Source organism: Bosea vestrisii (genome assembly GCF_030144325.1).
GTDB classification, from domain to species: domain Bacteria; phylum Pseudomonadota; class Alphaproteobacteria; order Rhizobiales; family Beijerinckiaceae; genus Allobosea; species Allobosea vestrisii_A.
The window spans coordinates 2,024,771-2,049,857 of sequence record NZ_CP126307.1; the positions used below are offsets into that span (position 1 = coordinate 2,024,771).

The 25,087-nt window shown below is 65.6% G+C and carries 21 protein-coding genes and 2 pseudogenes; 17 read left to right on the forward strand and 6 right to left on the reverse strand.

The features are described from left to right. Positions 1-8: 8 nt before the first annotated feature. The 5 genes from QO058_RS10175 to QO058_RS10195 all read left to right on the forward strand — a co-directional run bounded on the left by QO058_RS10175 (position 9) and on the right by QO058_RS10195 (position 6,269). A complete protein-coding gene (locus QO058_RS10175; protein WP_284171897.1) occupies positions 9-935 on the forward strand; it encodes an ABC transporter permease in 927 nt (308 codons plus the stop codon). After that, positions 932-2,902 carry a dipeptide/oligopeptide/nickel ABC transporter permease/ATP-binding protein gene (locus tag QO058_RS10180; protein ID WP_284171898.1) on the forward strand — a complete coding sequence of 657 codons (1,971 nt, stop codon included), beginning with the start codon at positions 932-934 and terminating at the stop codon, positions 2,900-2,902. The genes QO058_RS10175 and QO058_RS10180 overlap by 4 nt, the downstream gene beginning before the upstream one ends. Beyond that, positions 2,899-3,999 carry an ABC transporter ATP-binding protein gene (locus QO058_RS10185; RefSeq protein WP_284171899.1) on the forward strand — a complete coding sequence of 367 codons (1,101 nt, stop codon included), beginning with the start codon at positions 2,899-2,901 and terminating at the stop codon, positions 3,997-3,999. Before QO058_RS10180 ends, QO058_RS10185 begins: the two co-directional genes overlap by 4 nt. Positions 4,000-4,018: 19 nt before the next feature. After that, positions 4,019-5,224 carry an NAD(P)/FAD-dependent oxidoreductase gene (locus QO058_RS10190; RefSeq protein ID WP_284171900.1) on the forward strand — a complete coding sequence of 402 codons (1,206 nt, stop codon included), beginning with the start codon at positions 4,019-4,021 and terminating at the stop codon, positions 5,222-5,224. Positions 5,225-5,300: 76 nt separating this feature from the next. Continuing rightward, positions 5,301-6,269 carry a M14 family metallopeptidase gene (locus QO058_RS10195; protein WP_284171901.1) on the forward strand — a complete coding sequence of 323 codons (969 nt, stop codon included), beginning with the start codon at positions 5,301-5,303 and terminating at the stop codon, positions 6,267-6,269. A 7-nt stretch (positions 6,270-6,276) separates the two neighbouring features. On the opposite strand, the pseudogene QO058_RS31385 reads toward QO058_RS10195, so the two are convergent. Continuing rightward, positions 6,277-6,431, reverse strand: a pseudogene (locus tag QO058_RS31385) (HNH endonuclease); the annotation flags it as partial. A 288-nt stretch (positions 6,432-6,719) separates the two neighbouring features. On the opposite strand from QO058_RS31385, the gene QO058_RS10200 reads away from it, so the two are divergent. From QO058_RS10200 to paaZ, 9 genes are all read left to right on the forward strand, one after another. Continuing rightward, complete coding sequence (locus QO058_RS10200; RefSeq protein WP_284172862.1) at positions 6,720-7,004, forward strand: transporter; 285 nt, start codon at positions 6,720-6,722, stop codon at positions 7,002-7,004. Positions 7,005-7,464: 460 nt separating this feature from the next. Continuing rightward, positions 7,465-8,670 (forward strand): 3-oxoadipyl-CoA thiolase, encoded by a 1,206-nt coding sequence (gene pcaF / locus QO058_RS10205; protein WP_284171902.1) that lies wholly within the window; start codon positions 7,465-7,467, stop codon positions 8,668-8,670. 28 nt (positions 8,671-8,698) lie between these two features. Continuing rightward, the gene (gene paaA, locus QO058_RS10210; protein ID WP_284171903.1) at positions 8,699-9,703 is read left to right on the forward strand and encodes a 1,2-phenylacetyl-CoA epoxidase subunit PaaA; all 1,005 of its coding nucleotides are present in this window, start codon (positions 8,699-8,701) and stop codon (positions 9,701-9,703) included. A gap of 24 nt (positions 9,704-9,727) precedes the next feature. Further along, the gene (gene paaB / locus QO058_RS10215) at positions 9,728-10,012 is read left to right on the forward strand and encodes a 1,2-phenylacetyl-CoA epoxidase subunit PaaB (protein WP_129156722.1); all 285 of its coding nucleotides are present in this window, start codon (positions 9,728-9,730) and stop codon (positions 10,010-10,012) included. Then, positions 10,012-10,779, forward strand: coding sequence for a 1,2-phenylacetyl-CoA epoxidase subunit PaaC (gene paaC / locus QO058_RS10220; RefSeq protein WP_284171904.1), 768 nt, complete (start codon positions 10,012-10,014; stop codon positions 10,777-10,779). The genes paaB and paaC overlap by 1 nt, the downstream gene beginning before the upstream one ends. Positions 10,780-10,789: 10 nt before the next feature. Next, complete coding sequence (gene paaD / locus QO058_RS10225; RefSeq protein WP_284171905.1) at positions 10,790-11,293, forward strand: 1,2-phenylacetyl-CoA epoxidase subunit PaaD; 504 nt, start codon at positions 10,790-10,792, stop codon at positions 11,291-11,293. Then, on the forward strand, positions 11,293-12,366 hold the full coding sequence (paaE, locus tag QO058_RS10230) for a 1,2-phenylacetyl-CoA epoxidase subunit PaaE (RefSeq protein WP_284171906.1): 1,074 nt from the start codon (positions 11,293-11,295) through the stop codon (positions 12,364-12,366). Before paaD ends, paaE begins: the two co-directional genes overlap by 1 nt. After that, complete coding sequence (locus QO058_RS10235) at positions 12,356-13,132, forward strand: Phenylacetic acid catabolic protein (RefSeq protein WP_284171907.1); 777 nt, start codon at positions 12,356-12,358, stop codon at positions 13,130-13,132. Before paaE ends, QO058_RS10235 begins: the two co-directional genes overlap by 11 nt. A gap of 62 nt (positions 13,133-13,194) precedes the next feature. After that, on the forward strand, positions 13,195-15,255 hold the full coding sequence (paaZ, locus tag QO058_RS10240; protein ID WP_284171908.1) for a phenylacetic acid degradation bifunctional protein PaaZ: 2,061 nt from the start codon (positions 13,195-13,197) through the stop codon (positions 15,253-15,255). A 26-nt stretch (positions 15,256-15,281) separates the two neighbouring features. Here the strand turns inward: paaZ and QO058_RS10245 are convergent, their stop codons facing one another. Next, on the reverse strand, positions 15,282-15,740 hold the full coding sequence (locus tag QO058_RS10245; protein ID WP_284172863.1) for an Lrp/AsnC family transcriptional regulator: 459 nt from the start codon (positions 15,738-15,740) through the stop codon (positions 15,282-15,284). Between the two features lie 156 nt (positions 15,741-15,896). Between QO058_RS10245 and QO058_RS10250 the strand changes: the two are divergent. Next, a pseudogene (locus QO058_RS10250) lies at positions 15,897-19,338 on the forward strand (indolepyruvate ferredoxin oxidoreductase family protein). Positions 19,339-19,366: 28 nt separating this feature from the next. On the opposite strand, the gene QO058_RS10255 reads toward QO058_RS10250, so the two are convergent. The 4 genes from QO058_RS10255 to paaG are packed head-to-tail and all read right to left on the reverse strand — an operon-like array spanning position 19,367 to position 22,547. Next, complete coding sequence (locus QO058_RS10255) at positions 19,367-19,963, reverse strand: TetR/AcrR family transcriptional regulator (protein ID WP_284171909.1); 597 nt, start codon at positions 19,961-19,963, stop codon at positions 19,367-19,369. Positions 19,964-19,969: 6 nt separating this feature from the next. Next, complete coding sequence (gene paaK / locus QO058_RS10260; protein ID WP_284171910.1) at positions 19,970-21,280, reverse strand: phenylacetate--CoA ligase PaaK; 1,311 nt, start codon at positions 21,278-21,280, stop codon at positions 19,970-19,972. Between the two features lie 38 nt (positions 21,281-21,318). Beyond that, on the reverse strand, positions 21,319-21,765 hold the full coding sequence (gene paaI, locus QO058_RS10265; RefSeq protein WP_284171911.1) for a hydroxyphenylacetyl-CoA thioesterase PaaI: 447 nt from the start codon (positions 21,763-21,765) through the stop codon (positions 21,319-21,321). Next, positions 21,762-22,547, reverse strand: a complete 786-nt coding sequence (gene paaG / locus QO058_RS10270) for a 2-(1,2-epoxy-1,2-dihydrophenyl)acetyl-CoA isomerase PaaG (RefSeq protein WP_284171912.1) — start codon at positions 22,545-22,547, stop codon at positions 21,762-21,764. Before paaG ends, paaI begins: the two co-directional genes overlap by 4 nt. Positions 22,548-22,784: 237 nt before the next feature. Here paaG and QO058_RS10275 point away from each other — a divergent pair, with 237 nt between their 5' ends. Both QO058_RS10275 and QO058_RS10280 read left to right on the forward strand, forming a co-directional pair. Continuing rightward, the gene (locus tag QO058_RS10275; RefSeq protein ID WP_284171913.1) at positions 22,785-23,921 is read left to right on the forward strand and encodes an ABC transporter substrate-binding protein; all 1,137 of its coding nucleotides are present in this window, start codon (positions 22,785-22,787) and stop codon (positions 23,919-23,921) included. Positions 23,922-24,213: 292 nt separating this feature from the next. Beyond that, on the forward strand, positions 24,214-25,086 hold the full coding sequence (locus QO058_RS10280; protein WP_284171914.1) for a branched-chain amino acid ABC transporter permease: 873 nt from the start codon (positions 24,214-24,216) through the stop codon (positions 25,084-25,086). Position 25,087: the final 1 nt, after the last annotated feature.

The window sequence follows — 25,087 nt, forward strand, 5'->3', positions numbered from 1 at the left end:
ACAGAACGATGGTCGTTCTCAGACGCATTGGCGGAGCGCTGCCGACGTTGTTTGCGGTCTCGCTCCTCGTCTTTCTCTTCGTCGACCTCATTCCGGGCGACCCGGCGCAGATCCTGGCTGGGCCGACCGCCTCCAACGAAGAGATCGAGAGCATTCGCAAGTTCCTCGGTCTCAACGAGCCGCTGCTCACACGCTACGGGCATTTCGTCCGCGGCATCTGGGATCCGGCTGCCGCGACCTCGTTTCGCACCCATCGTCCGGTCGTGGTTGAACTGGCGGAGCGTTTGCCGAACACGCTGATCGTCTCGATCGGCGGCCTCGCGATCGGCGTCCTCGTCGGCACGCTCGCCGGCATTGTCAGCGCCATGCGTCCGGGCGGGGCGGCGGATGCGGCAATCACCGTGCTGACGCTCGCCGGCATCTCGATGCCGATCTATTGGCTAGGACTGCTCTGCATCTGGCTGTTCGCCGTCAATCTCGGCTGGCTGCCGGCAGCAGGCGCCTCGACGCCCCTGCATTTCGTCCTGCCGATCCTTGTGATCGCTACGCGCCCCGCCGCCATGTTTAGTCGCCTTGTCGCGGCGAGCCTGACCGAGGCAATGGGCAAGGACTATCTCGATACGGCCCGCGCCAAGGGGCTCAGCGAGACCCGTGTCGTACTCGCCCACGCGCTGCGCAATTCATTGATCGCGGCGGTCAGCGTCGCCGGCGTGCAGTTCGGCGGCATGCTCGGCGGCTCGGTCGTGACCGAAACCGTCTTCGGCATCCCCGGCGTCGGGCGGCTGCTCGTCGATGCGGTATCGCGCGCAGACTATCCGGTCATCCAGTACGCGATCTTGATGTTCGCGGTCTTCTTCGTCCTCATCAATCTCGTCACCGACCTGCTGACGCAATGGCTCGACCCGCGCACGCGGGACCAAGAGAGGCCGGCATGAGCGTGCTCCAGGACATGGCGCCTGCCGCTCTGCGCCATCCTCCCGCCCCGGCAGCGCTCGCACCACGCCCGCGATGGACTTTGCTGCGGCGCATCCTCGTCCAGCCCAAGGGCGCGATCGGGCTGACATTGGTCGTGCTTTACCTGCTGCTCGCGATCCTCGGACCCATGCTGGCTCCGCATGATGCTTTCCGTCAGAACTTCGCACAGACGCTTCGGCCACCTTCTGCCGCGCATTGGTTCGGAACGGACCAGCTTGGGCGGGACGTCTTCAGCCGCGTGCTGATCGGAGCGCGCGCGACGCTCGGTATCGGCGTCGGCGGCGTTACGGTCGCGTTCCTCATCGGCGTGCCGCTCGGCATCCTCGCCGCCTGGCGGCGCGGATGGATCGAGGCGCTGTTGATGCGCGTCATCGACATCATGCTGAGCTTTCCCGACATCGTCTTCGCATTGGCGGTTGTGGCGATCCTCGGTGCCAATACGCAGAACGTCATCATCGCGGTTGGCGTGGTCGCGATTCCAGTCTTCGCGCGTACGGCCCGCGCCGTGACGCTCAGTATTCTGGCCGAGCCCTATATCGAGGGCGCAGCGGCCCTAGGTGCGAGTCCGATGCGCATCATTCTGCGCCATGTGCTGCCGAACATCGCCGGCACGCTATTGACACTCTCGACTCTGCTCTTCGCCTCGACTTTGCTCTCGGCATCAGGCCTCGGATTTCTCGGGCTCGGCACGCAGCCGCCCTTCCCGGAATGGGGCACGATGCTCGGCGAAAGCCGCTCCTACATTCGCAGCCACCCGTATTTGGCGACTTTTCCGGGCCTGTTTCTCGCCGTCTCGGCGCTCGCCTTCAATCTGCTCGGCGAGGCGCTGCGTGTGATTTACGACCCCACCAGCCGGCGAAGCGGCCGGCGGGCGCCCCTGTTCGCCTTTCTGCGCCGCCGTCCCGTAATGGCACCCGTTGCCGTCGACGGTGAGCCTTCCGCGGATTCGAGCGCTGTTTCGGTCAAGGCACTGCGCATGGCGTTCCAGACCAGCGATGGGCCGCTTGATGTCGTTCGTGGCGTCGACTTGGCGATCCAATCCGGTCGGACGCTTGCGCTGGTCGGCGAATCCGGCTCCGGCAAATCGACTTTGCTGCGTGCGATTGGCACCCTCGCCAATCCGCAGGAGATCGCGATCACCCAAGGCAGCATCAGCGTGGGTGGCGAGCCGACGTTGGGACTTTCCGCCACGGCATTGCGCGAATTGCGTCGTCTCAAGATCGGCGTTGTCTTCCAGGATGCGGCGAGCGCGCTCAACCCTGTGCTGACGATCGGGGATCAACTCGCCGAGGCGGTGCGTACGGGAACGCGTCTTGACACCCAAGCCGTCCGTCAGCGCTGCATCGCGCTTTTAAAGGACGTCAAGATCGCCGATCCCGAGCGGCGTCTCGACATGTACCCGCATCAGTTCTCGGGCGGCATGAAGCAACGCATCGTTATCGCGATCGCGCTCGCCCAGGATCCGCAGGTGCTGCTCGCCGACGAGCCGACCAGCGCCCTCGATGTCACGATCCAGCAGCAAATCCTCGTCCTGCTCCGTGAGATTCAGGAAAAACGCGGGATGGCCGTGCTGCTGGTCACGCACGATCTTGGCATCGTCTCTCGCTTCGCCGACGACGTCGCGGTGATGTATGCTGGCCGTATCGTCGAGAGCGGCGAGGTCGCAACCGTGCTGGAGCGGCCGCTACACCCTTATACGCTGGCGCTGCGCAGCTCCGCTCCAGGCAGTGGCGAGAGCCGTGGCCAACCCTTGCGCAGCATCCCCGGCGAGCCGCCGCTGGTCGGTCGCTTTCCCGATGGCTGCACCTTCCGTCCGCGTTGTCCACGCACGCAGGGCCGTCCCGCATGCGCGGCGCAGGAGCCGGAACCGCGTCCGCTGGCTGGCCGGGTCGTTGCTTGCGCTTTCGCTGAGGAGGGCTTGCAATGACCGCAGCTTTCCGCCCGCCGCGGCGCCATCCGTCCGCCGAGATCGACGACGTGGTCGTTGTCGACAGTGTCGGCCGGCATTTTGGCGGCCGGAAGGGAATGCTGAGCCGTGTGGCGGCGCCGGTCGTGCGTGCTGTCGACGGCGTGTCCTTCAGCGTCCCGCATGGAACTTGTTTCGCTATCGTGGGCGAATCGGGTTCTGGCAAGAGCTCGCTCGCTCGGTTGATCGTCGGCTTGCTGAGGCCGACGGCCGGTGAGGTCATCGTAGACGGCACGCGCCTCTCGACCCTCGATAAACCGGGCCTGCGCGCGCTTCGACGCAAGGCTCAGCTGGTGCTGCAGGATCCACGCGCCTCGCTCGATCCCCGGATGACCGTGTTCGACACGCTTGCGGAGGCGTTGACCGTGCATGACCTGCACCGCGAGCGTGTCGCCCGGTCCGAACGCATGGACGCCGTTATAGCGATGGTGGGGCTGAACACAGCCCATCTCGCCCGCTATCCGCATGAACTTTCCGGCGGCCAGCGTCAGCGCGTCGCTATCGCCCGCGCCATCATCTGCGAGCCGGACATCCTCGTCCTGGATGAACCGGTGAGCGCTCTCGACGTCTCGGTCCAGGCGCAGATCATCAATTTGCTGGTAGAGCTCCAGGCGCGGCTCGCCCTGACCTACATCGTCATCACGCACGACCTCGCTTTGGTTGCCCACATGGCCGATGCGGTCGGGGTCATGTATCTCGGCCGCTTCGTCGAACAGGGCGATGTCGAGGAGGTCTGCGGCGCGCCGCGTCATCCTTACACCCGCAGCCTCATGGCAATCGCCGCGGCCGCGACGCCGTCGGGGCGAGGGCAATCGCTCGCCCTGTTGGAAGGCTCAATCCCGAGTCCGCTTGCCATCCCGAGCGGGTGCAGCTTCCACACACGCTGCCCTCTAGCCAGGCAGCGCGCCGCCGAGGGAACACCGAGCATCGCTACCCCGGACGGGCTCCTGCCACGCCGCTGCGTCCAAGAAACCCCTGCTCTCCACCCTGCGCCCGGGGGCCGCAGTGCCGCGAGCTGCCATTTCGCGGATCAACGCCCTCATGTCCAAGATAGCTGAAAGACGAAGGATAGGATCGATGTCCGATCATAATAGCGCCTCCGAGGTCGTCATCGTTGGCGGCGGCATCTATGGGACGAGCCTGGCCTACCAGCTCGCGAAATCCGGCCGCAGCGTCACTCTGCTTGAAGCTGCCGAGATCGCCGGTGGTGCCTCGGGGGGTCCCGGCGAGCGCGGCGTGCGCGCCAATGGTCGCGATCTGCGTGAGTTGCCGGTCTGTGCTGTCGCCCAGCAGCTGTGGGTGGATTATCAGGCGAAGTTCGAGGGCGGGGTCGGCTACCGGCGCGTCGGCGGTCTCAAGATCTATGACGTATCCTACGGCCATCGCGAGCATGAGGTGCGCGGGCGCATGGAGGCGACGGCGGCTGCGCAGTCGAGTCTCGGCTCGCCGTCCGAAGTTCTTTCGCGTGACGAGACGTTGGCGCGCGAGCCCGAGCTCGCTCCCGGCATCCTTGGCGCGATCTGGTGCCCCCATGACGGCGTTGGCGACCACACCCTTGCGACGCGCCAGTTCGCCAAGGAGGCCGCCAAGGCTGGTGCCGTCATCCGCACCGGCGCCAAGGTCGCCGAGATCGTGCAGGCGCGCGGTATAGCAACGGCCGTGAAGCTCGCGAGCGGAGAGATAATTCCGGTCGGCTCGCGGCTGGTCGTCGTCGCCAACGCCGGTGCCGAGGCCCTGCTGAAGCCAGTTCTGAAGCCGCATGAACTTGGCCCTGTCTGGAACCTCATGCCGCAGATGCATTTCGTCTCAAATCCGCTGAACAAGACGATCAACCATCTGCTCTCCCACGCTCATCGCCGCCTTGCCGTGAAGCAGCTTCCCGACGGTGTGATCATGCTCTCGGGTGGAGCCCATGTCGGCTACACGCCGGAAGGGCTGTGGAAGGGTTCGCTGAGTTCGATGACGCAGAACGTCACCGACGCGCTTCTCACGCTACCCTTCATCGACAATTCCAGTTTCCTGAGCGCCGATGCATCGCGGGTGGAGACCGTCGCCGTCGATCAGGTTCCGCTGATCGGACAGGCGGAGGCGGTGTCGAATTTGATCTACGGTTATGGCTGGTCGGGCCACGGCTTCGCGATCTCGCTCGGCTTCACCAAGCTGTTGGCCGATTGGATCAAGACGGACGAGAAGCCGGAAGCGCTGGAGCCGTTCTCGCCGTTGCGCTTCCACAAGCCGGCCGAACTGCTCAAAGCCGCAGCTCTGGGCCGCGCAGCGGCCTGAACTTTCCCACATCGTCAAGCTCAGACCGGGAGATGCGGCGCTGTCCGCATCTCCCGCCGAACAGGAAATGGATTTCATGCTCACCGACTTCGACGCTGCCCGCCCCGGCAAATCCGTTTACGATCTCGGCCCGGTCGCGGGTTCATTGGATGGGGTCGAGGGTGAAATCCTCTGCTGCATCAACAATGGCGAAGGGCCTTCTGTACTGCTCCTCGGCGGCATCCATGGCGATGAGTACGAGGCCCAGATCGTACTGCGCCGGCTGGCCGAACGTCTGGAGCCCGCAGACGTCACCGGACGCGTCATCATCATTCCCGCGCTCAATTTCCCAGCAGCGCAAAAAGGCAAGCGCCTCTCCCCCTTCGACGGCCAGAACATGAACCGTTGTTTCCCCGGCAAGGAGGACGGCACGCCGACGGAACGGCTCTGCGCGTTCGTGACGAAGCGCCTTTTCCCCGCCGTCGACCTTCTGATCGATGTCCATGCCGGTGGCGGTGACGTCTCGGTGGTACCGATGGTGTTCGGTTTCGCGACGGCAAAGAGCATGGTCGACGATGCCCGGCTCAATCTGCTGATGGAGGCTTGGGGCTACCGTTTCGTCCAGCATGTGGATGGCATCGACGAGACGGCTTGCGGCGCTGCCAAGCTCGCCGACTTGGCCTCGATAGAGGTCGAGGGTGGCGGCGGACGGATGAAGCCAGCAGAATTGGCGATCATGGAAGAAGGCCTCTTGCGCGCTCTGGCCAATTTCGGCGCGATCGAGCCGCAGCTAGAGCCGTCCGCTTTTACCGGGGTGCATTTTACTGCAGGCCCTGAAGGGCAGTATCTGGCACCATTTTCCGCCCTTGTAGAGCATTGCATGTCGCTCGGGGACCACGTCGAGAAGGGCCAATGCGTCGCTCGGTTGCATCCAACCTCGGGCCGATCAGCGGCCGCGGTAGAGGTTGCCGCGCCTAGGACAGGTTATATTCTGCGTCAAACCGAACACGCATTTGCGGCCAAAGGCCAATTGGTAGGGAACATAGGAAGCCTGCTTCGACGTTAGCCGAAGAAGCTCGACCGCCGCCATTGATGAGCTTGAGACCTGTGATCGCGTAGCGTTCATCGTGAGCCCGCACCGCGACACGGCGGAACACCCGATCACGGATAATCCGAGAAGCGAGGAAAGTCACCCGCTCGCCCTCTGCTCGAACACAAACGGAGCCTGCAGCGACCAGAGATGCGTCCTTCCTTATTCAGCACCGCGCGCTCGATCACGCCTCGAGCATCCGGGATTGGCGAAATCTCTGCGGGTCGGGCATCGCCGGAACTCAACGCAGCACGCGACGCAGACCTGAGAGCCGGTCGATGACGACCATCACGACAATCGAGATCAGGATCAGGGAGCTGGCGAGCGCCGCGCCGACGGCATCGTACTGGAACTTGATGTAGGAAGAGTTCGACGGGCAACGCCGTCCATGCCGATCTCGCGATCAGTCAGTATCTGAGCAAGGAGCTGTCGATCGGCGTCGTCGCCTCGCACTACCAACAGGTCAGCGGCGACGGCGGCAGCGGCGCCTCGCTCGGCCCCTATAAGGGCCGGGTCACCGCGGTCGGCGGCACCATCGGCTACAGCTTCAACGTCGCCGGAACCCCGGTCTCGGCCCGCCTGAAGATCTTGCGCGAGGTCAGCGTCGAGAATCGGCCGCAAGGCACGATCGGCCTGATCAGCATCGGCTTCCCACTCGGGCACGTGCCTTCAACCGCAGGGCCGGCCGAACCGAAGGTGACCAAGCACTGAGACGCGCGGCTTGGCGGCAGCGGCAGGTCTGGCGCCCGCCCCTGGCCGAAGCCTTCAGCGGGCGCAGCGGGGTAGGTGGTCTCTACCCCGGCAAACTGTGGATCGAACCGCACCAGGCTGTCGTCGCCCTTGAAGCGAACCGAAACGCTCGTCGTATCGACATGATCTCGTCCTCGCAGCCGAGGAGCAAGATCAGCCTATTGCCTGGCGGTTTTTGCTTTTCCGGCCTGGGCAGGTTGGGGCGATTGCTGAAGGCCCTCTCGCTTTCCGTTCCTCTGCGCCCGTAGGCCCGGCTTGAACCCCGATCCGTAGAATGCGGGGCACGGTATGGCATGGCAGCGGCGCCGCAAAACTGAGATTCCAGCGAGAAGTCCCGGTTGATCTTTGAATCAATTCATGCAATTAAATGACCGACCGGTCGGTTGATAAAAAGAGACGACGAATTTCAGGGAGAGGCACCTTGGCGGACGCTTTCATTTGCGATGCGGTTCGCACGCCCGTCGGTCGTTATGGCGGGGCGCTCGCGGGTATCCGTGCCGATGACCTGGCCGCCGTCCCGCTCACGGCGCTGATGCAGCGCAATCCTTCCGTCGACTGGGCAACCATCGACGATGTCATTCTCGGTTGCGCCAACCAGGCCGGCGAAGATAATCGCAATGTCGCGCGCATGGCCGTGCTCTTGTCCGGCCTGCCGGTCGATGTGCCCGGCTCCACAGTCAACCGGCTCTGCGGCTCCGGGCTCGATGCGCTTGGCCTGGCTGCCCGCTCGATCCGCGCCGGCGACTGCGAGCTGATGATCGCCGGCGGCGTCGAGAGCATGTCGCGCGCGCCTTTCGTGATGCCGAAGGCGGAGGCCGCCTTCTCCCGCTCGAACGCGATCTACGACACGACGATCGGCTGGCGCTTCGTCAACCCGAAGCTGAAGAAGGCGCATGGCATCGATTCCATGCCCGAGACGGCCGACAATGTCGCAGCCGATTTCGGCGTCTCGCGCGCCGACCAGGATGCGTTCGCGCTGCGCAGCCAGCAGCGCTGGGCTGCAGCGCAGGCCGCCGGCCGCTTCGCCGATGAGATGGCGCCGGTCTCCGTGCCGCAGAAGAAGGGCGATCCCGTCATCGTCGACCGCGACGAGCACCCGCGCCCTGATGTTACGCTCGAGCAGCTGGCCAGGCTCAAGGGCGTCAACGGACCCGACCTCAGCGTGACCGCCGGCAACGCCTCCGGCGTCAATGATGGTGCTGCAGCGCTGATCGTGGCGAGCGAGGCTGCCGCAAAGGCGAACGGCCTGACGCCGCGCGCCCGCGTCGTCGCCATGGCGGCGGCCGGCGTCGCACCGCGCATCATGGGCATCGGCCCCGTGCCGGCGGTGCGCAAGGTGCTGCAGCGCGCCGGGCTGGAACTCGGGCAGATGGACGTGATCGAGCTGAACGAGGCCTTCGCGGCGCAGGGGTTAGCCGTGCTGCGCGAGCTCGGCCTGCCGGACGATGCCCCGCAGGTGAACCCGAATGGCGGCGCGATCGCGCTCGGCCATCCCTTGGGCGCGAGCGGCGCCCGGCTGGCGACGACGGCGATGTGGCAACTCCAGCGCACCGGTGGGCGTTTCGCCTTGTGCACGATGTGCGTCGGCGTGGGGCAAGGGATTGCAGTGATCCTCGAGCGCGTCTGACGCGCGAACCGAAACAGGAGGCAGGCCGATGTATGCCCAGATGGTCAAGACCGAGGCGAAGCGGGTTCGCAGCCTCGACGAGATGGAGCCGCAGGAGCGCGCCTTCCAGGAGCGCATCGACGCCGGCCAGAAGATCGAGCCGAAGGAGTGGATGCCGGAGGACTACCGCAAGACGCTAATCCGGCAGATCAGCCAGCACGCCCATTCCGAGATCGTCGGCCAGCTGCCGGAGGGCAACTGGATCACACGTGCGCCGACTTTGGAGCGCAAGGCGATCCTGCTCGCCAAGGTGCAGGACGAAGCCGGCCATGGCCTCTATCTTTACTGCGCGGCGGAGACGCTCGGCATCAGCCGTGACCAGATGTACGAGCAGCTCCATTCCGGCAAGGCGAAGTACTCCTCGATCTTCAACTATCCGACGCTGAGCTGGGCCGATATCGGCGCGATCGGCTGGCTGGTCGATGGTGCGGCGATCATGAACCAGGTGCCGCTGCAGCGCTGCTCCTATGGACCCTATGCCCGCGCCATGGTGCGCATCTGCAAGGAAGAGAGTTTCCACCAGCGCCAGGGCTTCGACATCATGAGCGTGCTCTGCAAGGGCACGCCGGAGCAGAAGGCGATGGCGCAGGACGCACTCGACCGCTGGTGGTGGCCGTCGCTGATGATGTTCGGCCCCTCCGACGACGCCTCGGTGCATTCGGCGCAGTCGATGGCCTGGAACATCAAGCAGGATTCCAATGACGAGCTGCGCCAGAAGTTCGTCGACCAGACCGTGCCGCAGGCGAAATTCCTCGGCCTCACCGTTCCCGATCCGGCGCTCGCCTGGAACGAGGCGAAGGGTGGCCATGACTTTGGCGAGCCGGACTGGAACGAGTTCTTCGCGGTGATCGCCGGCGAGGGCCCGTGCAATCGCGAGCGGCTCGAGGCGCGGCGCAAGGCCTGGGATGACGGCGCCTGGTTCCGCGATGGGCTCACCGCCCATGCGAACAAACAGGCGGCGCGGCGTCAGGCCGCCCGTATCGCCGCCGAATAGCGCGCCAGCGGAAGGAGCGAAACGATGTCGAGCGAATGGCCCCTCTGGGAGGTCTTCATCCGCGGTCAGCACGGCCTCAACCACCGGCATGTCGGCAGCCTGCACGCGCCGGACGCCGAGATGGCGATCCATAATGCGCGCGACGTCTACACGCGCCGCAATGAAGGCGTGAGCATCTGGGTGGTGCGCTCCTCGGACATCGTCGCCAGCGCGCCCTCCGAGAAGGGGCCCCTGTTCGATCCCGCCAATGCCAAGGTGTACCGGCACCCGACCTTCTTCGACGTGCCCGACGAAGTGGGACATATGTGATGAGCGCCCTGGCCCCATCGCCGGCCATCGCCGAATTCGCGCTGCGCATGGGCGACAGCTGCCTGATCCTCGGCCATCGCAACTCGGAATGGTGCGGCCATGCTCCGGCCCTGGAAGAGGATATCGCGCTCGCCAACACCGCGCTCGACCTGATCGGCCAGACCCAGCTCTGGCTGGAGCTCACCTGCGAGGCCGAGGGCAAGGGCCGGACATCCGACCAGCTCGCTTTCCTGCGCGACGTCTCCGGCTACCGTAACCTCCTCCTGGTCGAGCAGCCCAATGGCGATTTCGGCCGCACGGTGATGCGGCAATATCTGTTCGACGCCTGGCATCTGCCGCTGCTGAAGGCGCTGATGAGCTCGGCCGATGCGCGTATCGCCGCGATCGCCGAAAAGGCTTCCAAGGAGGTCGCCTATCATCTGGAACGCAGCGCCGATCTGGTGATCCGCCTCGGCGACGGCACCAAGGAGAGCCATGACCGCATGCAAGCGGCTGTGGACTTCCTCTGGCCCTATACCGGCGAGATGTTCATCGCCGATGCGCTCGACGAGGAATTGGCGGCCTCAGGCCTCGCGCCGGAGCCCGGTTCGCTGAAGGCTGCCTGGCAGGAGCACGTCGGCCGCACCTTCGCGGATGCGACGCTGAAGGCGCCGGAGAAGAGCTTTGCCCAGAAGGGCGGCCGGCGTGGTGTCCATTCCGAGCATCTCGGCTTCATTCTTGCCGAAATGCAGTTCCTGCAGCGCGCCTATCCCGGTGCACGCTGGTGAGGAGGCGCTGATGGACGCCGTCATCCTCTCGCGCCCGGCCATCTCCGAAATCTGGTCCTGGCTGGGCGAGATTCCGGACCCCGAGATCCCGGTGATCTCGCTGGTCGATCTCGGCATCATCCGCGACGTCGCCTGGATGGGCGATGTGCTGGAGGTGACGGTCACGCCGACCTATTCCGGCTGCCCGGCGACCGGCGTCATCAATTTCGAGATCGATCGCGGCCTGCGCGAGCGCGGCATCGAGAAGATTTCGCTCAAGCGGCAATTATCACCGGCCTGGACCACCGCCTGGATCAGTGCCGAAGGCCGCGTCAAGCTGCACGACTACGGCATCGCGCCGCCGATCGAGGGCACGGCCGCCTGCGCGGGTGCGCTGGTCCCGCTGCTTGTGTCCTGCCCGCGCTGCGGCTCGCAGCGGACCGAGCGCATCAGCCAGTTCGGCTCGACGCCCTGCAAGGCACATTTCCGCTGCACCGACTGCCTCGAACCCTTCGATTACTTCAAGAGCATCTGATGGCACGCTTCTTTCCGCTGGAGGTCGCCGATATCCGCCGCGAGACGCGCGACGCGGTCGTCGTCACGCTCGCACCGCGGGTCGAGGACCGCGCCGCCTTCGACTTCACGCAAGGCCAGTACCTGACCTTCCGCCGCAGCTTCGAGGGCGAAGAATTGCGCCGCTCCTATTCGATCTGCGCTGGCAGGGACGAAGGCGTGCTCAAGGTCGGCATCAAGCGCGTCGACGGCGGCGCCTTCTCGACCTGGGCGAACGAGGAGCTGAAACCCGGCGACGTGGTCGAGGCGATGTCGCCGATGGGGGCCTTCCATGTGCCACTGAAGCCGGGCGAAAAGCGGCACTATCTCGCCTTCGCCGGCGGCAGCGGCATCACGCCGGTACTCTCGCTGATCAAGACGACGCTGGCGCGCGAGCCGAAATCGCGCTTCACGCTGGTCTACGGCAACCGTTCAATCCATTCGATCATGTTTCGCGAAGAGCTGGAGGACATCAAGAACGTCCATCTCGGCCGCTTCAACGTGGTCCATGTGCTGGAGAGCGAGGCGCAGGACGTCGAGCTCTTCTCCGGACGCATCGACGCCGAGAAATGCACCAGGCTGTTCAAGGGCTGGATCAATATCGCGGCCATCGACATGGCCTTCATCTGCGGGCCCGAGCCGATGATGCTAGCGATCGCGGCGGCACTGCGCGAGCACGGCCTGCGCGACGACCAGATCAAGTTCGAGCTGTTCGCCTCCGCGCCGCGCCGCGCCAGGCACGTCGTCAAGACCGCTGCTGACAACGGCAAGGCCGCGACCTGCACCGCGACGATCACGCTCGACGGCATGACGCGGGTGATCGAGATGGCCAAGACCGGGCAGACCATCCTGGAGGCCGCGCTCGGCGCCAGCCTCGATGCACCCTATGCCTGCAAGGCGGGTGTCTGCTCGACCTGTCGCGCCATGGTCGTCGAAGGCGAGGTCGAGATGGCGACCAATCACGCCCTCGAGGATTACGAGGTCCGCCAAGGCTATGTGCTGACCTGCCAGTGCTACCCGCTCTCGGACCGCGTGGTGGTGACCTATGACCAGTGACACCACCGACAGCGCGGACTCCATGCCGCTCGAGGCCTATCTCGCGCAGGGCGGCAAGCTGACCACGCCCGAGAACGCGCCGCCGCGCTATCGCGGCGAACTGCTCAGGCTGATGGCGACCTTCGTCGACAGCGAGCTCGCCGGAGCCGCGGGCTTTGCCGACATCATCAACCAGGGGCCGGGCATCAAGGAGCGCATCGCCGCCTCCCGCATCGTGCTGGAGAAGCTCGACCATGCCGAGCGCGTGCTCGCTGTGATGGGCGAGTTCGGCGCCGACATCTCGCGCTATGCCAACCATCATCCCTGGGCCGACCGCGTGGCGCGCGACAGCGATCTCGGCGCCGCCCGGCACGGTTCCGACATGCGGCTCGCCGTGCTGCATTACCCGCTGCAGGGCTGGCTCGACGCGGTCGTAATGAACGTGCTGATGGGCCAGGCCGTCACGATCCAGATCGAGGAGTTCGCCGGGCTTTCCTACCAGCCGCTCGGCGAGATCTTTCGCGCCATCCTGCCGCGCGAGCGCCGGCATACCGAGCTCGGCGAGGAAGGCTTGCGCAAGCTGCTGGAGGACGCCGGCAACCGGCTATTGGTCGTCGCGGCGCTCGCCTATTGGCGCCCGCGCGTCGCCGCCAGCTTCGGCAGCGGCAGCTCGGCGCATTTCGCGACGCAGAAGAAGTTCGGCTTGCGCCACACCGGCAATGCCGAGCTCGCCGCCGCCTGGGAGCGGCAGGTGGACGAACTGCTGCGCGCCATCGGCATGGCCTGACCCACACACCTAACCGAGGACGGCGACAAGCCGCACCCGTGATCGACAGGGGATTCCAAGGAATGAACGCGCCAGTGAAGACCGTCCGCCAGCTCGAATCCTACATCGCCGGAGACTGGGTCCGCGGCGCCGGCAAGGCGGTGCCGCTGCTCGATGCGGCGACCGGGGCGGAAGTCGCGCTGATCGACGCCAGCGGCCTCGATATGAAGCGTGCGCTGAACCATGGCCGCGAGGCGGGCGGGCCGGCGCTGCGCAAGCTCAGCTTCCATGAGCGGGCCCTGATGCTGAAGGCGCTCGGCCAGGCGCTGATGGAGGCGAAGGAGGAGTTCTACGCCCTTTCCACCGCCACCGGCGCGACACGAACCGACAGCTGGATCGACATCGAGGGCGGCATCGGCACCTTGCTGTCATTCGCCTCGAAGGGCCGGCGCGAGCTGCCGAACACGCGAACGCTCGTCGATGGCGATGTCGAGCTCCTGTCGCGCGACAACACGTTTTCCGGCCAGCACATTCTGACGCCACTCGAAGGCGTCGCGATCCACATCAACGCCTTCAACTTCCCGTGCTGGGGCATGCTGGAGAAGCTGGCGCCGACGCTGCTCGCCGGCATGCCGGCGCTGATCAAGCCGGCAAGCCAGACCGCCTATCTGACCGAATTGATGGTGCGCCGGATCATCGCGACCGGCATCCTGCCGGAGGGCGCGCTGCAGCTGATCAGTGGCTCGGTCGGCGACCTGCTCGACCATGTCGATTGCCAGGATGTCGTGACCTTCACCGGCTCGGCCGCGACCGGGCGCAAGCTCCGGACCCACAAGGCGATCGTCGAGAATTCGGTGCGCTTCACCATGGAGGCGGATTCGCTCAATGCCGCCATCCTCGGACCTGACGCCGTCGCGGGGACCGAGGAATTCGACCTCTTCGTCAAGGAGGTCGCCCGCGAGATGACCGTGAAGGCCGGGCAGAAGTGCACGGCGATCCGCCGCGTGATCGCGCCACGCGCCGCGGTCGAGCCGCTGATCAAGGCGCTCGGCGACCGGCTCGCCAAGACTGCGCTCGGCAATCCCGGCGAAGAAGCGACGCGGATGGGCCCGCTCGCCAGCCTCGCCCAGCGCGAAGAGGTGCGGGCCCGCATCGCCGAACTGCAAGGGGATGCCGAGATCGTCGTGGGCGATCCGAGCCAAGCCAAGCTGATGTCGGGCGATGCTGAAGCCGGTGCCTTCCTCAGCCCGGTGCTACTCTATTGCGACAAGCCGGGTGCCGCCCGGGCGGTGCACGATGTCGAGGCCTTCGGCCCGGTCAGCACGATCATCCCCTATGAGACCGCGGAGGAGGCCGCGGAGCTCGCGCGCCGTGGCAAGGGCAGTCTCGTCGCTTCTGTCTTCACCAATGACCCCGCTTTCACCCGCGAGGCCGTAGAGGCGCTCGGGCCGTGGCATGGCCGCGTCATGCTCGGCAATCGCGTCAGCGCGAAGTCCTCGACCGGCCATGGCTCGCCTTTGCCGGTCCTGGTCCATGGCGGCCCGGGCCGTGCCGGCGGCGGCGAGGAGCTCGGCGGCATGCGCGCCGTCAAACACTACATGCAGCGCACCGCCGTCCAGGGCGCGCCCTGGCTGTTGTCGGAGGTCACCGGCCGCTGGATGCAGGGCGCGAAGACGCGCCAGGACGGTGTCCATCCCTTCCGCAAGTCGCTCGCCGAACTGGAGATCGGTGACCAGCTCGTCACGGCTTCACGCATGGTGACGTTGGAGGACATCGAGCATTTCGCCCATTTCACCGGCGACACCTTCTACGCCCATATGGACGAGGAGGCCGCCAAGGCGAACCCGTTCTTCGACGGGCGCGTCGCGCATGGCTATCTGATCGTGTCGTTCGCGGCCGGGCTGTTCGTCGATCCGGCGCCGGGCCCTGTGCTCGCCAATTACGGCGTCGACGCGCTGCGCTTCCTGACCCCGGTCAATCCAGGCGACGCGCTGCAGGTGACGCTGACCTGCAAGCAGATCAACCCGCGCGAAACCGAAGAGTATGGCGAGGTGCGCTGGGACTGCACGGTCAGCAATCAGGATGCGCAGCTCGTCGCGCAGTATGATGTGCTGACGATGGTGGCGAAGAGCTGGCCGCAGTAGCCTTGATGTCGCACAAACGGTGCCGGTCACACCGGCACCGGCCCGTGCACCTTGATCTCCCTCAGCACGAGGTTGGTGCGGACATTCGCGATGCCCGGCAGCCTGAACAGGAAATGCTCCAGGAAATCGTTGTAGGCGTCCTTGTCGCGGCAGACGACATGCAGGTGGTAGTCGGCCTCGCCGGTGGTCGCGAAGCATTCCAGTACCTCCGGCCGCGCCGCCACACGTGAGATGAACGTCGTCACGTGGTCGGCCTCATGGCGCACCAGCGCGACATGCACCATCGCACTGAAGGCAAGCCCAGCCTTGGCCGGATCCACGACCGCGCGGTAGCTCGAGATCACGCCGGCTTCCTCCAGCGCCCGCACCCGCCGCCAGCAGGCGGAGGCCGACATGCCCGCACCATCGGCCAGTTCCTGATTGGAGATTCGAGCATCCGCTTGCAGCAGGGTGATCAGCTTGCGGTCCAGTTCGGTAAGCTGCATCACCTCGCTCTGCAAATATTATCCCAAATCAAGGGTATTGTCGGTCAATTTTACCGAAGCGGCAACGAGAAACGGCAAACCAGGCAAATCTTTCCAGCTGACCGAGTTTAGAATCTTCCGAATGAATCTTGTCGGGAGGCCCATGCCATGGCCGATATGTCGTCCACCAGCCAGCTTGCCGAGTATGCGCTGAGTGACCGCTATACCAGGACCTCCGGGCGCGTATTCCTGACCGGCACGCAGGCGCTGGTCAGAATCGCGCTCGACCAGGCCCGGCGGGACCGCGCCGCAGGCCTCGACACCGCCGGTTTCATTTCCGGCTATCGTGGTTCCCCGCTTGGCGGCGTCGATCTCGAATTGTGGCGCGCGACGGAGTTGGTCAAGCAGCACGGCATCGAGTTCCTGCCGGCCGTCAACGAGGATTTGGCCGCGACCGCCGTGCTCGGCTCGCAGCAGGTCGAGACCAATCCGGACAGGACGGTGCAGGGCGTCTTCGGTCTCTGGTACGGCAAGGGTCCGGGCGTCGACCGCGCCGGCGATGCGCTGAAACACGGCAACGCCTATGGCTCCTCGCCGCATGGCGGCGTGCTGGTCGTCGCTGGCGACGATCATGGCTGCGTCTCGTCGTCGATGCCGCACCAGTCCGACGTCGCCTTCATGGCCTGGTTCATGCCGACGCTGAACCCCGCCTCGGTCGGTGAGTATCTCGCTTTCGGTGAGTATGGCTACGCGCTGTCGCGCTATTCCGGCATGTGGGTCGGCTTCAAGGCGATCTCGGAAACGGTCGAGAGCGGCCAGTCGGTCGAATTGCCGGAGCCGCGGCTGTTCGAGGAGCCAGACTACACGCCGCCGGCCACAGGGCTGCATTATCGCTGGCCGGATCTGCCGGGGCCGCAGATCGAGGAGCGCATGGAGGCCAAGAAGATGGCCGTCTTCGCCTTCGCGGAAGCAAACCCGATCGACCGGCGCATCTACGATATCACCGACGCATCCTTCGGCATCGTCACCACCGGCAAGGCGCATCTCGACCTGATGGAAGCGCTGCGCCTGCTCGGCCTCGACGAGGAGGCCTGCCGCAGTCACGGCATCGACATCTACAAGGTCGGCATGGTCTGGCCGCTGGCCCGCCGGTCCGCGCTGGAGTTCGTGCGCGGCAAGACGGAGATCCTCGTCGTCGAGGAAAAGCGCGGCATCATCGAGAGCCAACTCAAGGAATATTTCTACGACTATCCCGGCCATAAGCCGCATTCCATGGTCGGCAAGCGCGACGAGGACGGCAACCGCCTGATCTCATGGATTGGGGAGTTGTCGCCGCGCCTGCTCGCGCCGATCGTGGCGAAACGACTGGACGCGCTGTTCCCCGATCTTCACCTGACCGAGCGCGCTGCGACGCTGAGCCCCGAGTCAGGGCGGCTCATCCAGGTGCCGGGCGCGACCCGGACGCCCTATTTCTGCTCCGGCTGCCCGCACAACACCTCCACCAAGGTCCCCGAAGGCTCGAAGGCGCTGGCGGGGGATCGGCTGCCATTTCATGGCGAGCTGGATGGACCGCGAGACCACCTCCCTGATCCAGATGGGCGGCGAGGGCGTCAACTGGGCGGCGTCCTCCCTGTTCACCGGCAGGGGGCACATCTTCCAGAACCTCGGCGAAGGGACCTATTACCATTCCGGCTCGATGGCGATCCGCCAGGCGATCGCCGCCAAGGCCAACATCACCTACAAGATCCTGTACAACGACGCCGTCGCCATGACCGGCGGTCAGCCGGTCGACGGGCCGATCAGCGTCCACGCGATCGCGCAGGAAGTCCGCGCCGAGGGCGTCGAGCGCATCGCGCTGGTCTCGGACCAGCCTGAGAAATTCGCGCCCGCCGGCCTGCCGCACGGCGTCACGATCCACCACCGCCGCGAGCTCGATGCGGTCCAGCGTGAACTGCGCGAGATCAAGGGCGTCTCGGTACTGATCTATGAACAGGCCTGCGCCACCGAGAAGCGCCGCCGGCGCAAGCGCGGCACGATGGCCGACCCGCAGCGCTTCGCCTACATCAACGACCTCGTCTGCGAGGGTTGCGGCGATTGTTCGGTGGCGTCGAACTGCCTGAGCGTCGAGCCGAAGGAGACGCCGTTCGGCCGCAAGCGGCAGATCAACCTCTCGAACTGCAACAAGGACTTCTCCTGCCTCGATGGCTTCTGCCCGAGCTTCATGACGGTGGAAGGCGCCACCCGCCGCAAGCGCCAGGCGAGCGGAAGCGATTTCGTCGGGCGGGCGGCGTTGCTGCCGAGACCCGCCTTGCCGACGCTCGACAGGCCCTATGATCTGCTCGTAACCGGCGTCGGCGGCACCGGCGTTGTCACCATCGGTGCGCTGATCGCCATGGCGGCCCATCTCGAAGGCAAAGGCAGCTCCGTTCTCGACTTCACCGGCTTCGCCCAGAAATTCGGGCCGGTGCTGTCCTTCCTGCGGATCGCCGGAACGCCAGAGGCGGTCAATCAGGTTCGCATCGACAACGGTTCGACCGATGCACTGATTGGCTGCGACATCGTCGTATCGTCCTCGCCCAAGGCCTCCGCCACCTACCGGGTCGGCATGCGCGCGATCGTCAACATGGCGGAGATGCCGACGGGCGACATCGTACGCCGGCGCGACGCCGACCTCGCGACACGCCGCCGGCTGAAGGAGATCGAACAGGTGGCCGGTCCCGAAAACGTTCGTGCCATCGACGCCAATGCGCTGGCCGAGAGCCTGTTCGGCGATGCCGTCTTCGCCAATATCGTCATGCTCGGCCATGCCTGGCAGCAGGGGTTGATTCCGGTCGAGCTGGACGCTCTCCACCGCGCCATCGACCTCAATGGCATCGCGGTTGAGCGCAATCGGCAGGCTTTTGCCGCGGGGCGGCTCGCGGCTGCCGATCCGTCCGCCTTCGCGCCACCCCCGGCTACGTTCGCGACGGAGAGCCTCGACGAGGTGATCGCACGGCGCGAGCGCTTCCTCGTGGATTATCAGGATGCGGCCTGGGCGCAGCGTTACCGGACTGGTGTCGACAAGCTCCGCGCGGCGGAAAAGCCGTTCGACAGCGAAGTACTCACCGATGCGGTTGCCCGCTCGCTGTTCAAGCTGATGTCCTACAAGGACGAATACGAGGTTGCGCGTCTCCACATGCAGACCGGCTTCCTCGACGAGCTGAAGCGCAACTTCGCCGGCGACTTCAAGGTGAACTATCATTTTGCCCCGCCTTTCCTCGGCGGCGACAAGGATGCGCGCGGCCGGCCGCTGAAACGCCGTTTCGGCCAGTGGATCCAGACGCCGCTGCGGCTGATGGCCAGGCTCAAGGGCCTGCGCGGCACGGCCTTCGACGTCTTCGGCTACACGGCGGAACGGACAATGGAGCGTGCGCTGATCGGCTGGTACGAAGGCCTCATCGACGAGATGGTGGCGCGGTTGCCCGCGCAGGCGCCTGACGCTCTGCTGCCGCTCGCCAAGGCGCCGATGGACATCCGCGGCTACGGCCCGGTGAAGGACGCTGCCGTCATGCAGGTCAAGGCGACGGTGGAGAAACTGCTGAACGAGGCCCCGGTGGCGGTCACGAAGGAAGCCGCCTGACCCGCGTTTTCGCGATCGCTGCGCTGGCCTATTTTATCGCGCCAGCGCCGTCGAGGAACAGCGCGGTGACCATGTCGGCATAGCCTTCGCGGCTGAGCGCACCACTCGGCCGGAACCACGTGTAGACCCAGTTCAGGATACCGAACAGCGACATGGTGACCGGGGTCACGCCGGCGCGGCTCTGCGCCAGCGCCGGGTTGATGTCGATCAGTACATCCGAGAACGCCTTGACGATCCGGCGCTCCATCTCCCGCAGTTCCAGCCTCTGCGGCTCGGTGAGCGAGCCGGTGCCGTTGAGCAGCACCTGGTGGAAATTCGAGGCGGTGCGGTAATTTTCGAGCACGCCGCCGATCAGGTGGCGCAAGCGCGCCCGTGGTTCCAGGTCGGGCCGGTCGGCCTCGATGATCGCCGCCTCCAGCTCGACGAGATGGGTGCGGCCGATATCGAAGATCAACAGGTCCTTGCTCGGATAGTAATGGTAGAGCAGCGCCTTGGAGACATTGTTCTCCTGAGCGATCTGCGCCATCGAGGCGCGCTCCATGCCGAGCTTGGTGAAAACGGCCGCGGCGCTGTCGAGTATGCTGCGCCGCTTCTCGTCGAAGTCGGCAGCCCTGGTCCGGGCCATCGCCTGCTATCCTTTCGGCCTGTTGTCGACGACGCGCCTCGCCTTTCCAGCCGAACGCTCGACCGAATCAGGATCGCCCACCACCACCTTGGTGCTGACTCCCACCACGCTTTTGATGTGGTGTGCAAGTTCCCTGCCGGACGCAGTGCGCGCCGCCGTATCAGTGGCATGTGGCATGGCTTCGACATGCACGACCATGTCGTCCATCCGCCCGGCACGCACGAGTTCGATCTGGAAATGCGGGGCAAGCCCAGCGCATTTCAACAGCTGCTCCTCGACCTGCGTCGGGAAGATGTTGACGCCACGCAGGATGATCATGTCGTCGCAGCGGCCGGTGATCTTTTCGATCCGGCGCATGGCGCGCGCGGTGCCGGGCAAAAGCCGTGTCAGGTCGCGCGTGCGGTAGCGGATGATCGGCAGCGCTTCCTTGGTCAGCGAAGTGAAGACCAGTTCGCCGAGCTCGCCATCGGGAAGGACGTCGCCGGTCTCCGGATCGATGATCTCCGGATAGAAATGGTCCTCCCAGACGTGCAGCCCGTCCTTGGTCTCGACGCATTCACTGGCGACGCCGGGGCCGATCACCTCGGACAGGCCGTAGATGTCGACCGCGTGCATGTCGAAATCCTGCTGGATCTCCTCGCGCATCGCATTGGTCCAGGGCTCGGCGCCGAAGATGCCGACCGCGAGCGAGGAGCTGCGCGGATCGATGCCCTGGCGGCGGAACTCGTCCAGGATCGACAGCATGTAGGACGGCGTCACCATGATGATGCGCGGCTTGAAGTCCTGGATCAGCGTCACCTGGCGCTCGGTCATGCCGCCGGAGATCGGGATCACCGTGCAGCCAAGCTTCTCGGCGCCGTAATGCGCCCCTAACCCGCCGGTGAACAGGCCATAGCCATAGGCGACATGGCAGATGTCGCCGGCTCGCCCGCCCGCCGCCCGGATCGAGCGCGCGACGCAAGTTGCCCACATCTCGATGTCGTTTTGCGTATAGCCGACGACCGTCGGCTTGCCGGTGGTGCCAGAGGAGGCATGGATGCGGGCGATCTTCTCGCGCGGCACCGCGAACATGCCGAATGGATAGGTGTCGCGCAGGTCCTGCTTCACCGTGAACGGGAATTTCGACAGGTCGGACAGCGTCTTCAGGTCACCCGGATGCACGCCGGCCTTGTCGAACTGCGCGCTGTAATGCGGTGAGTTCCGATAGGCGTGCTCGATCGTCGTCTTCAATCGCGTCAGCTGGAGCGCCGAAATCTCGTCGCGCGAGGCGGTTTCGATGGGATCGAGATCGCCCGGACGGGGCGAAAGGTCTTCCATAGGCTTCCTCCGCTTTGTTCTTGGCTCGGCCGGCGCCTTCAGCCTGGTTCGGCGATCGGCGTGCCCTTGATGGTGCGGGAGTGGCCGCGAAATTCCGCGACATGCTCGCCGTTCTGATTGGTCACCGTGATGTCGTAGATGCCGCCGCGGCCGATCCGCGAGACCTCGCGGGCGCTGGCAGTCAGCCGGTCGCCCTCGAAGGCGGGGCGCAGGAAGCTCACCGAGCAGTGCTGCGCCACGGTATTCTGGTTGTAGCTGTTGCAAGCGAAGGCGAAGGCCGAGTCCGCCAGGGTGAAGATATAGCCGCCATGGCAGGTCTTGTGGCCGTTGGTCATGACCGCCGTGATGGTCAGGGACAACGTCGCCGTGCCCGGGCCGGCTGAATCGAGGCTCATGCCAAGACTGCGGGACGCCAGATCCTTGTCCCACATCGCCTGGGCGACGGCGCGGGCGAGCGCATCCGGATCGGAAACGTCGAAGCTCATCGTCCGGTGAACTCAGGCTGGCGCTTGTCGAGGAAGGCCATCACGCCTTCGGCATAGTCGGCGCTGCGCCCGGCCTGCCGCTGCAGGTCGCGTTCGAGATCGAGCTGCTGGTCGAGCGTATTGCCGGCCGAGGCCTGGATCGCCTGCTTGATCAGGCCGAGCCCGAAGGTCGGGCCGGCGGCAAGTTTCCTGCCGAGCGCCTCGGCCTCGTCCATCAGCTCGGCGTCGTCGACGACGCGCCAGATCAGGCCCCAGGAAGCGGCGGTCTCGGCCGTCAACGGTTCCGCCATCAGGGCGAGCGCTTTGGCGCGCGCCTCGCCGAGCAGCTGCGCGAGGCTCCAGGTGCCGCCGGAATCGGGGACGAGGCCGATCTTGGAGAAGGCCTGGATGAATTTCGCCGAACGCGCCGCGAGCACGATATCGCAGGCGATCGCGATATTGGCGCCGGCACCGGCGGCGACGCCATTGACCGCGCAAACGACCGGCTTGTCGAGGCTGCGGATCTGGCGGATCAGCGGGTTGTAGAAGGTCTCGATCGTGCGGCCGAGATCCGGCGCCGTCTCCTTGCGCGGGTCGCGATCGCCCAGGTCCTGGCCGGCGCAGAAGCCGCGACCGGCGCCCGTCAGCAGGACCGCGCGGATTTCGTTCTCGTCATGCGCGCGCTGGAAGCCGGCGCGCAGGGCCAGATGCATCTCTTCATTGAAGGAATTCAGCTTGTCCGGACGATTGAGCGCCAGCCTGAGCAGGCCGTCGGCGAGCGCCACCTTGACCGTATCGGACATCTGCTTTTCCTCCCATGCAGTCGCGGCCTTGAGCCGTCGCTTCAAAAAATCCCTTGCATAGTCCGAACGGTCGGTCAATTATTAATCCAACGAAGGCGCGAATTGGTCTTAGGCAAAGGTTGTGAGCCTGATCCTGAGGTCGACCACGCGCCATGCGGGAACGACGACGACCGCGCTCTGAGCGTTCAGCCGCGCGACGACGAGCGACATAAAAATGCGTGGCACCGGGAGGAAACGATGAAGTTCAAAGTCTTCGGCAGCGCGCTCGCGCTGACGCTCGGCCTCGCTGGCCCGGCCTTCGCGGACATCAAGATCGGCGCCTCGGTCTCCGAGACCGGACCGGCCTCGTCGCTCGGAGATCCCGAAGCCAAGACCCTCAAGCTGCTGGTCGACGAGATCAATGCCGCCGGCGGCGTGCTCGGCCAGAAGCTCAAGCTCTTCTTCTATGACGACGGCGGCGACCCGAACAAGGCGCGCACCTTCGCCACGCGCCTGGTCGAGGACGACGAGGTCGTCGCCATCGTTGGCGGCTCGACCACCGGCACCACCATGTCGATCATCTCGGTGGTCGAGAATGCCAAGATCCCGTTCATCTCGCTGGCGGGTGCGATCGAGATCATCGATCCGGTCAAGCCCTTCGTCTTCAAGACGCCGCATACCGACCGCATGGCCTGCCGCAAGATCTTCGAGGACATGAAGGCCAAGGGCCTGACCAAGATCGCCCTGATCTCGGGCTCCGACGGCTTCGGCGCCTCGATGCGCAAGCAGTGCCTGCAGGTCATCGGCGAGTTCGGCATTACCGTGCTCGCCGAGGAGACCTACGGCCCGAACGACGCCGACATGACCCCGCAGCTCACCAATATCCGCTCCAAGGGCGAGGTGCAGGCGATCCTCAATCCCGGCTTCGGCCAGGGCCCGGCGATCGTCACCCGCAATTATGGCCAGCTCGGCATCAAGACGCCGCTCTATCAGTCGCATGGCGTCGCCTCGAAGAGCTTCATCGACCTTGCCGGTCCGGCTTCCGAAGGCGTGCGCCTGCCCGGCACCGCCGTCCTCGTCGCCAATCTTCTGCCGGCGAACGACCCGCAGAAGGCGGTCGTCGGCGCCTACACGAGCGCCTATCAGGCGAAGTTCAATCTGCCCGCGTCCACTTTCGGCGGCTACGCCCATGACGGCCTGCGGCTGCTGGTCGACGCTATAAAGCGCGCCGGCAAGGCCGAGCCGAAGGCGATCCGCGACGCGCTGGAAAGCACCAAGGGCTTCGTCGGCGTGACCGGCACCTTCAACATGGCGGCAGGCGACCATCTTGGCCTCGACCTCTCCGCCTTCCGGATGCTCGAGATCAAGCGCGGCGACTGGGCGCTGGTCCAGTAAAGCTGCACTGGTTGAACACCTTCAAGCGGTGACAGACAGAGCATGCGTGGGATCCCCTCTCCCGGATGGGAGAGGGGTAGGGGTGAGGGATTGCCGCTGATTGCTAGGGCGAGGCGGCGCCGTTGCGCCTTCTGCGGTTGGGGCGGGCCCTCATCCCTGCCCTTCTCCCACGCGGGAGAAGGGTTCCCCGCGCCCGCCATATCGGTTTCGTCCGCTGGAGAGCCGTTGTTAGAACGAGGAAGCGACCACCATCGGTCGGCAGCCAGGGACGGCTTGCCACGGGGAGCATAGAGTGGCGGAACTTCTCCAGTACCTGTTGTCGGGTGTGACGGTCGGCGCGGTCTATGCGCTGGTCGCGCTCGGCTTCACCCTGATCTACAACGCCTCCGACGTGGTGAACTTCGCCCAAGGGGAGTTCGTCATGCTGGGCGGCATGATCAGCTTCTTCGCCTGGCAGGCCGGTATTCCGCTGCCGCTCGCTGCGATCCTGGCCATCATCGCCACTGCGAGCGTCGGCGTACTGCTCAACAAGCTGGCGATCGAGCCGGCTCGGGGCGCGCCCGTCGCCAGCCTGATCATCATCACGATCGGTGCCTCGATCTTTCTGCGCGGCGGCGCGCAACTCGTCTTCGACAAGCAGTTGCACCGCTTTCCGAGTTTTTCCGGCGACGATCCGATCCGCATCCTCGGTGCGACGATCCTGCCCCAGAGCCTCTGGGTCATCGCGGGCGCGGTCGCGATCTTCCTCGCCCTGTGGCTGTTCTTCGCCCATACGCTGACCGGCAAGGCCGTGCTCGCCACCGCCAACAACCGCATCGCCGCGAGCCTGGTCGGCATCAATCCGAACCATATGATGACGCTGAGCTTTGCGGTCTCGGCTGCCATCGGCGCGCTGGCCGGCGTGCTCGTCACGCCGATCACCCTGACGAGCTATGATCTTGGCGTGGCGATCGCACTGAAGGGCTTCGCTGCAGCCATGCTCGGCGGCATGGGCATCCCGGCCGGCGCGCTGGCCGGCGGCCTGCTGCTCGGACTGATCGAGGCGTTCACGGCCGGCTATGTCAGCTCCGTCTACAAGGACGCCGTCGCCTTCGTGGTCATCCTCGCGGTCCTGTTCGCCATGCCGCAAGGCCTGTTCGGCCGCAAGGCGATGGACCGGGTCTGAC

Excerpts from the sequence above, each read along its gene's own strand:
- QO058_RS10255 (WP_284171909.1), bottom strand. The coding sequence starts at position 19,963 with ATGGCCCGGACCAGGGCTGCCGACTTCGACGAGAAGCGGCGCAGCATA.
- QO058_RS10175 (WP_284171897.1), top strand. The coding sequence starts at position 9 with ATGGTCGTTCTCAGACGCATTGGCGGAGCGCTGCCGACGTTGTTTGCG.
- paaK (WP_284171910.1), bottom strand. The coding sequence starts at position 21,280 with ATGGAAGACCTTTCGCCCCGTCCGGGCGATCTCGATCCCATCGAAACC.
- paaD (WP_284171905.1), top strand. The coding sequence starts at position 10,790 with ATGGACGCCGTCATCCTCTCGCGCCCGGCCATCTCCGAAATCTGGTCC.
- QO058_RS10185 (WP_284171899.1), top strand. The coding sequence starts at position 2,899 with ATGACCGCAGCTTTCCGCCCGCCGCGGCGCCATCCGTCCGCCGAGATC.
- QO058_RS10180 (WP_284171898.1), top strand. The coding sequence starts at position 932 with ATGAGCGTGCTCCAGGACATGGCGCCTGCCGCTCTGCGCCATCCTCCC.
- paaA (WP_284171903.1), top strand. The coding sequence starts at position 8,699 with ATGTATGCCCAGATGGTCAAGACCGAGGCGAAGCGGGTTCGCAGCCTC.
- paaG (WP_284171912.1), bottom strand. The coding sequence starts at position 22,547 with ATGTCCGATACGGTCAAGGTGGCGCTCGCCGACGGCCTGCTCAGGCTG.
- paaB (WP_129156722.1), top strand. The coding sequence starts at position 9,728 with ATGTCGAGCGAATGGCCCCTCTGGGAGGTCTTCATCCGCGGTCAGCAC.
- paaZ (WP_284171908.1), top strand. The coding sequence starts at position 13,195 with ATGAACGCGCCAGTGAAGACCGTCCGCCAGCTCGAATCCTACATCGCC.
- QO058_RS10275 (WP_284171913.1), top strand. The coding sequence starts at position 22,785 with ATGAAGTTCAAAGTCTTCGGCAGCGCGCTCGCGCTGACGCTCGGCCTC.
- paaI (WP_284171911.1), bottom strand. The coding sequence starts at position 21,765 with ATGAGCTTCGACGTTTCCGATCCGGATGCGCTCGCCCGCGCCGTCGCC.
- QO058_RS10245 (WP_284172863.1), bottom strand. The coding sequence starts at position 15,740 with ATGCAGCTTACCGAACTGGACCGCAAGCTGATCACCCTGCTGCAAGCG.
- paaE (WP_284171906.1), top strand. The coding sequence starts at position 11,293 with ATGGCACGCTTCTTTCCGCTGGAGGTCGCCGATATCCGCCGCGAGACG.
- QO058_RS10235 (WP_284171907.1), top strand. The coding sequence starts at position 12,356 with ATGACCAGTGACACCACCGACAGCGCGGACTCCATGCCGCTCGAGGCC.
- QO058_RS10195 (WP_284171901.1), top strand. The coding sequence starts at position 5,301 with ATGCTCACCGACTTCGACGCTGCCCGCCCCGGCAAATCCGTTTACGAT.
- QO058_RS10190 (WP_284171900.1), top strand. The coding sequence starts at position 4,019 with ATGTCCGATCATAATAGCGCCTCCGAGGTCGTCATCGTTGGCGGCGGC.
- paaC (WP_284171904.1), top strand. The coding sequence starts at position 10,012 with ATGAGCGCCCTGGCCCCATCGCCGGCCATCGCCGAATTCGCGCTGCGC.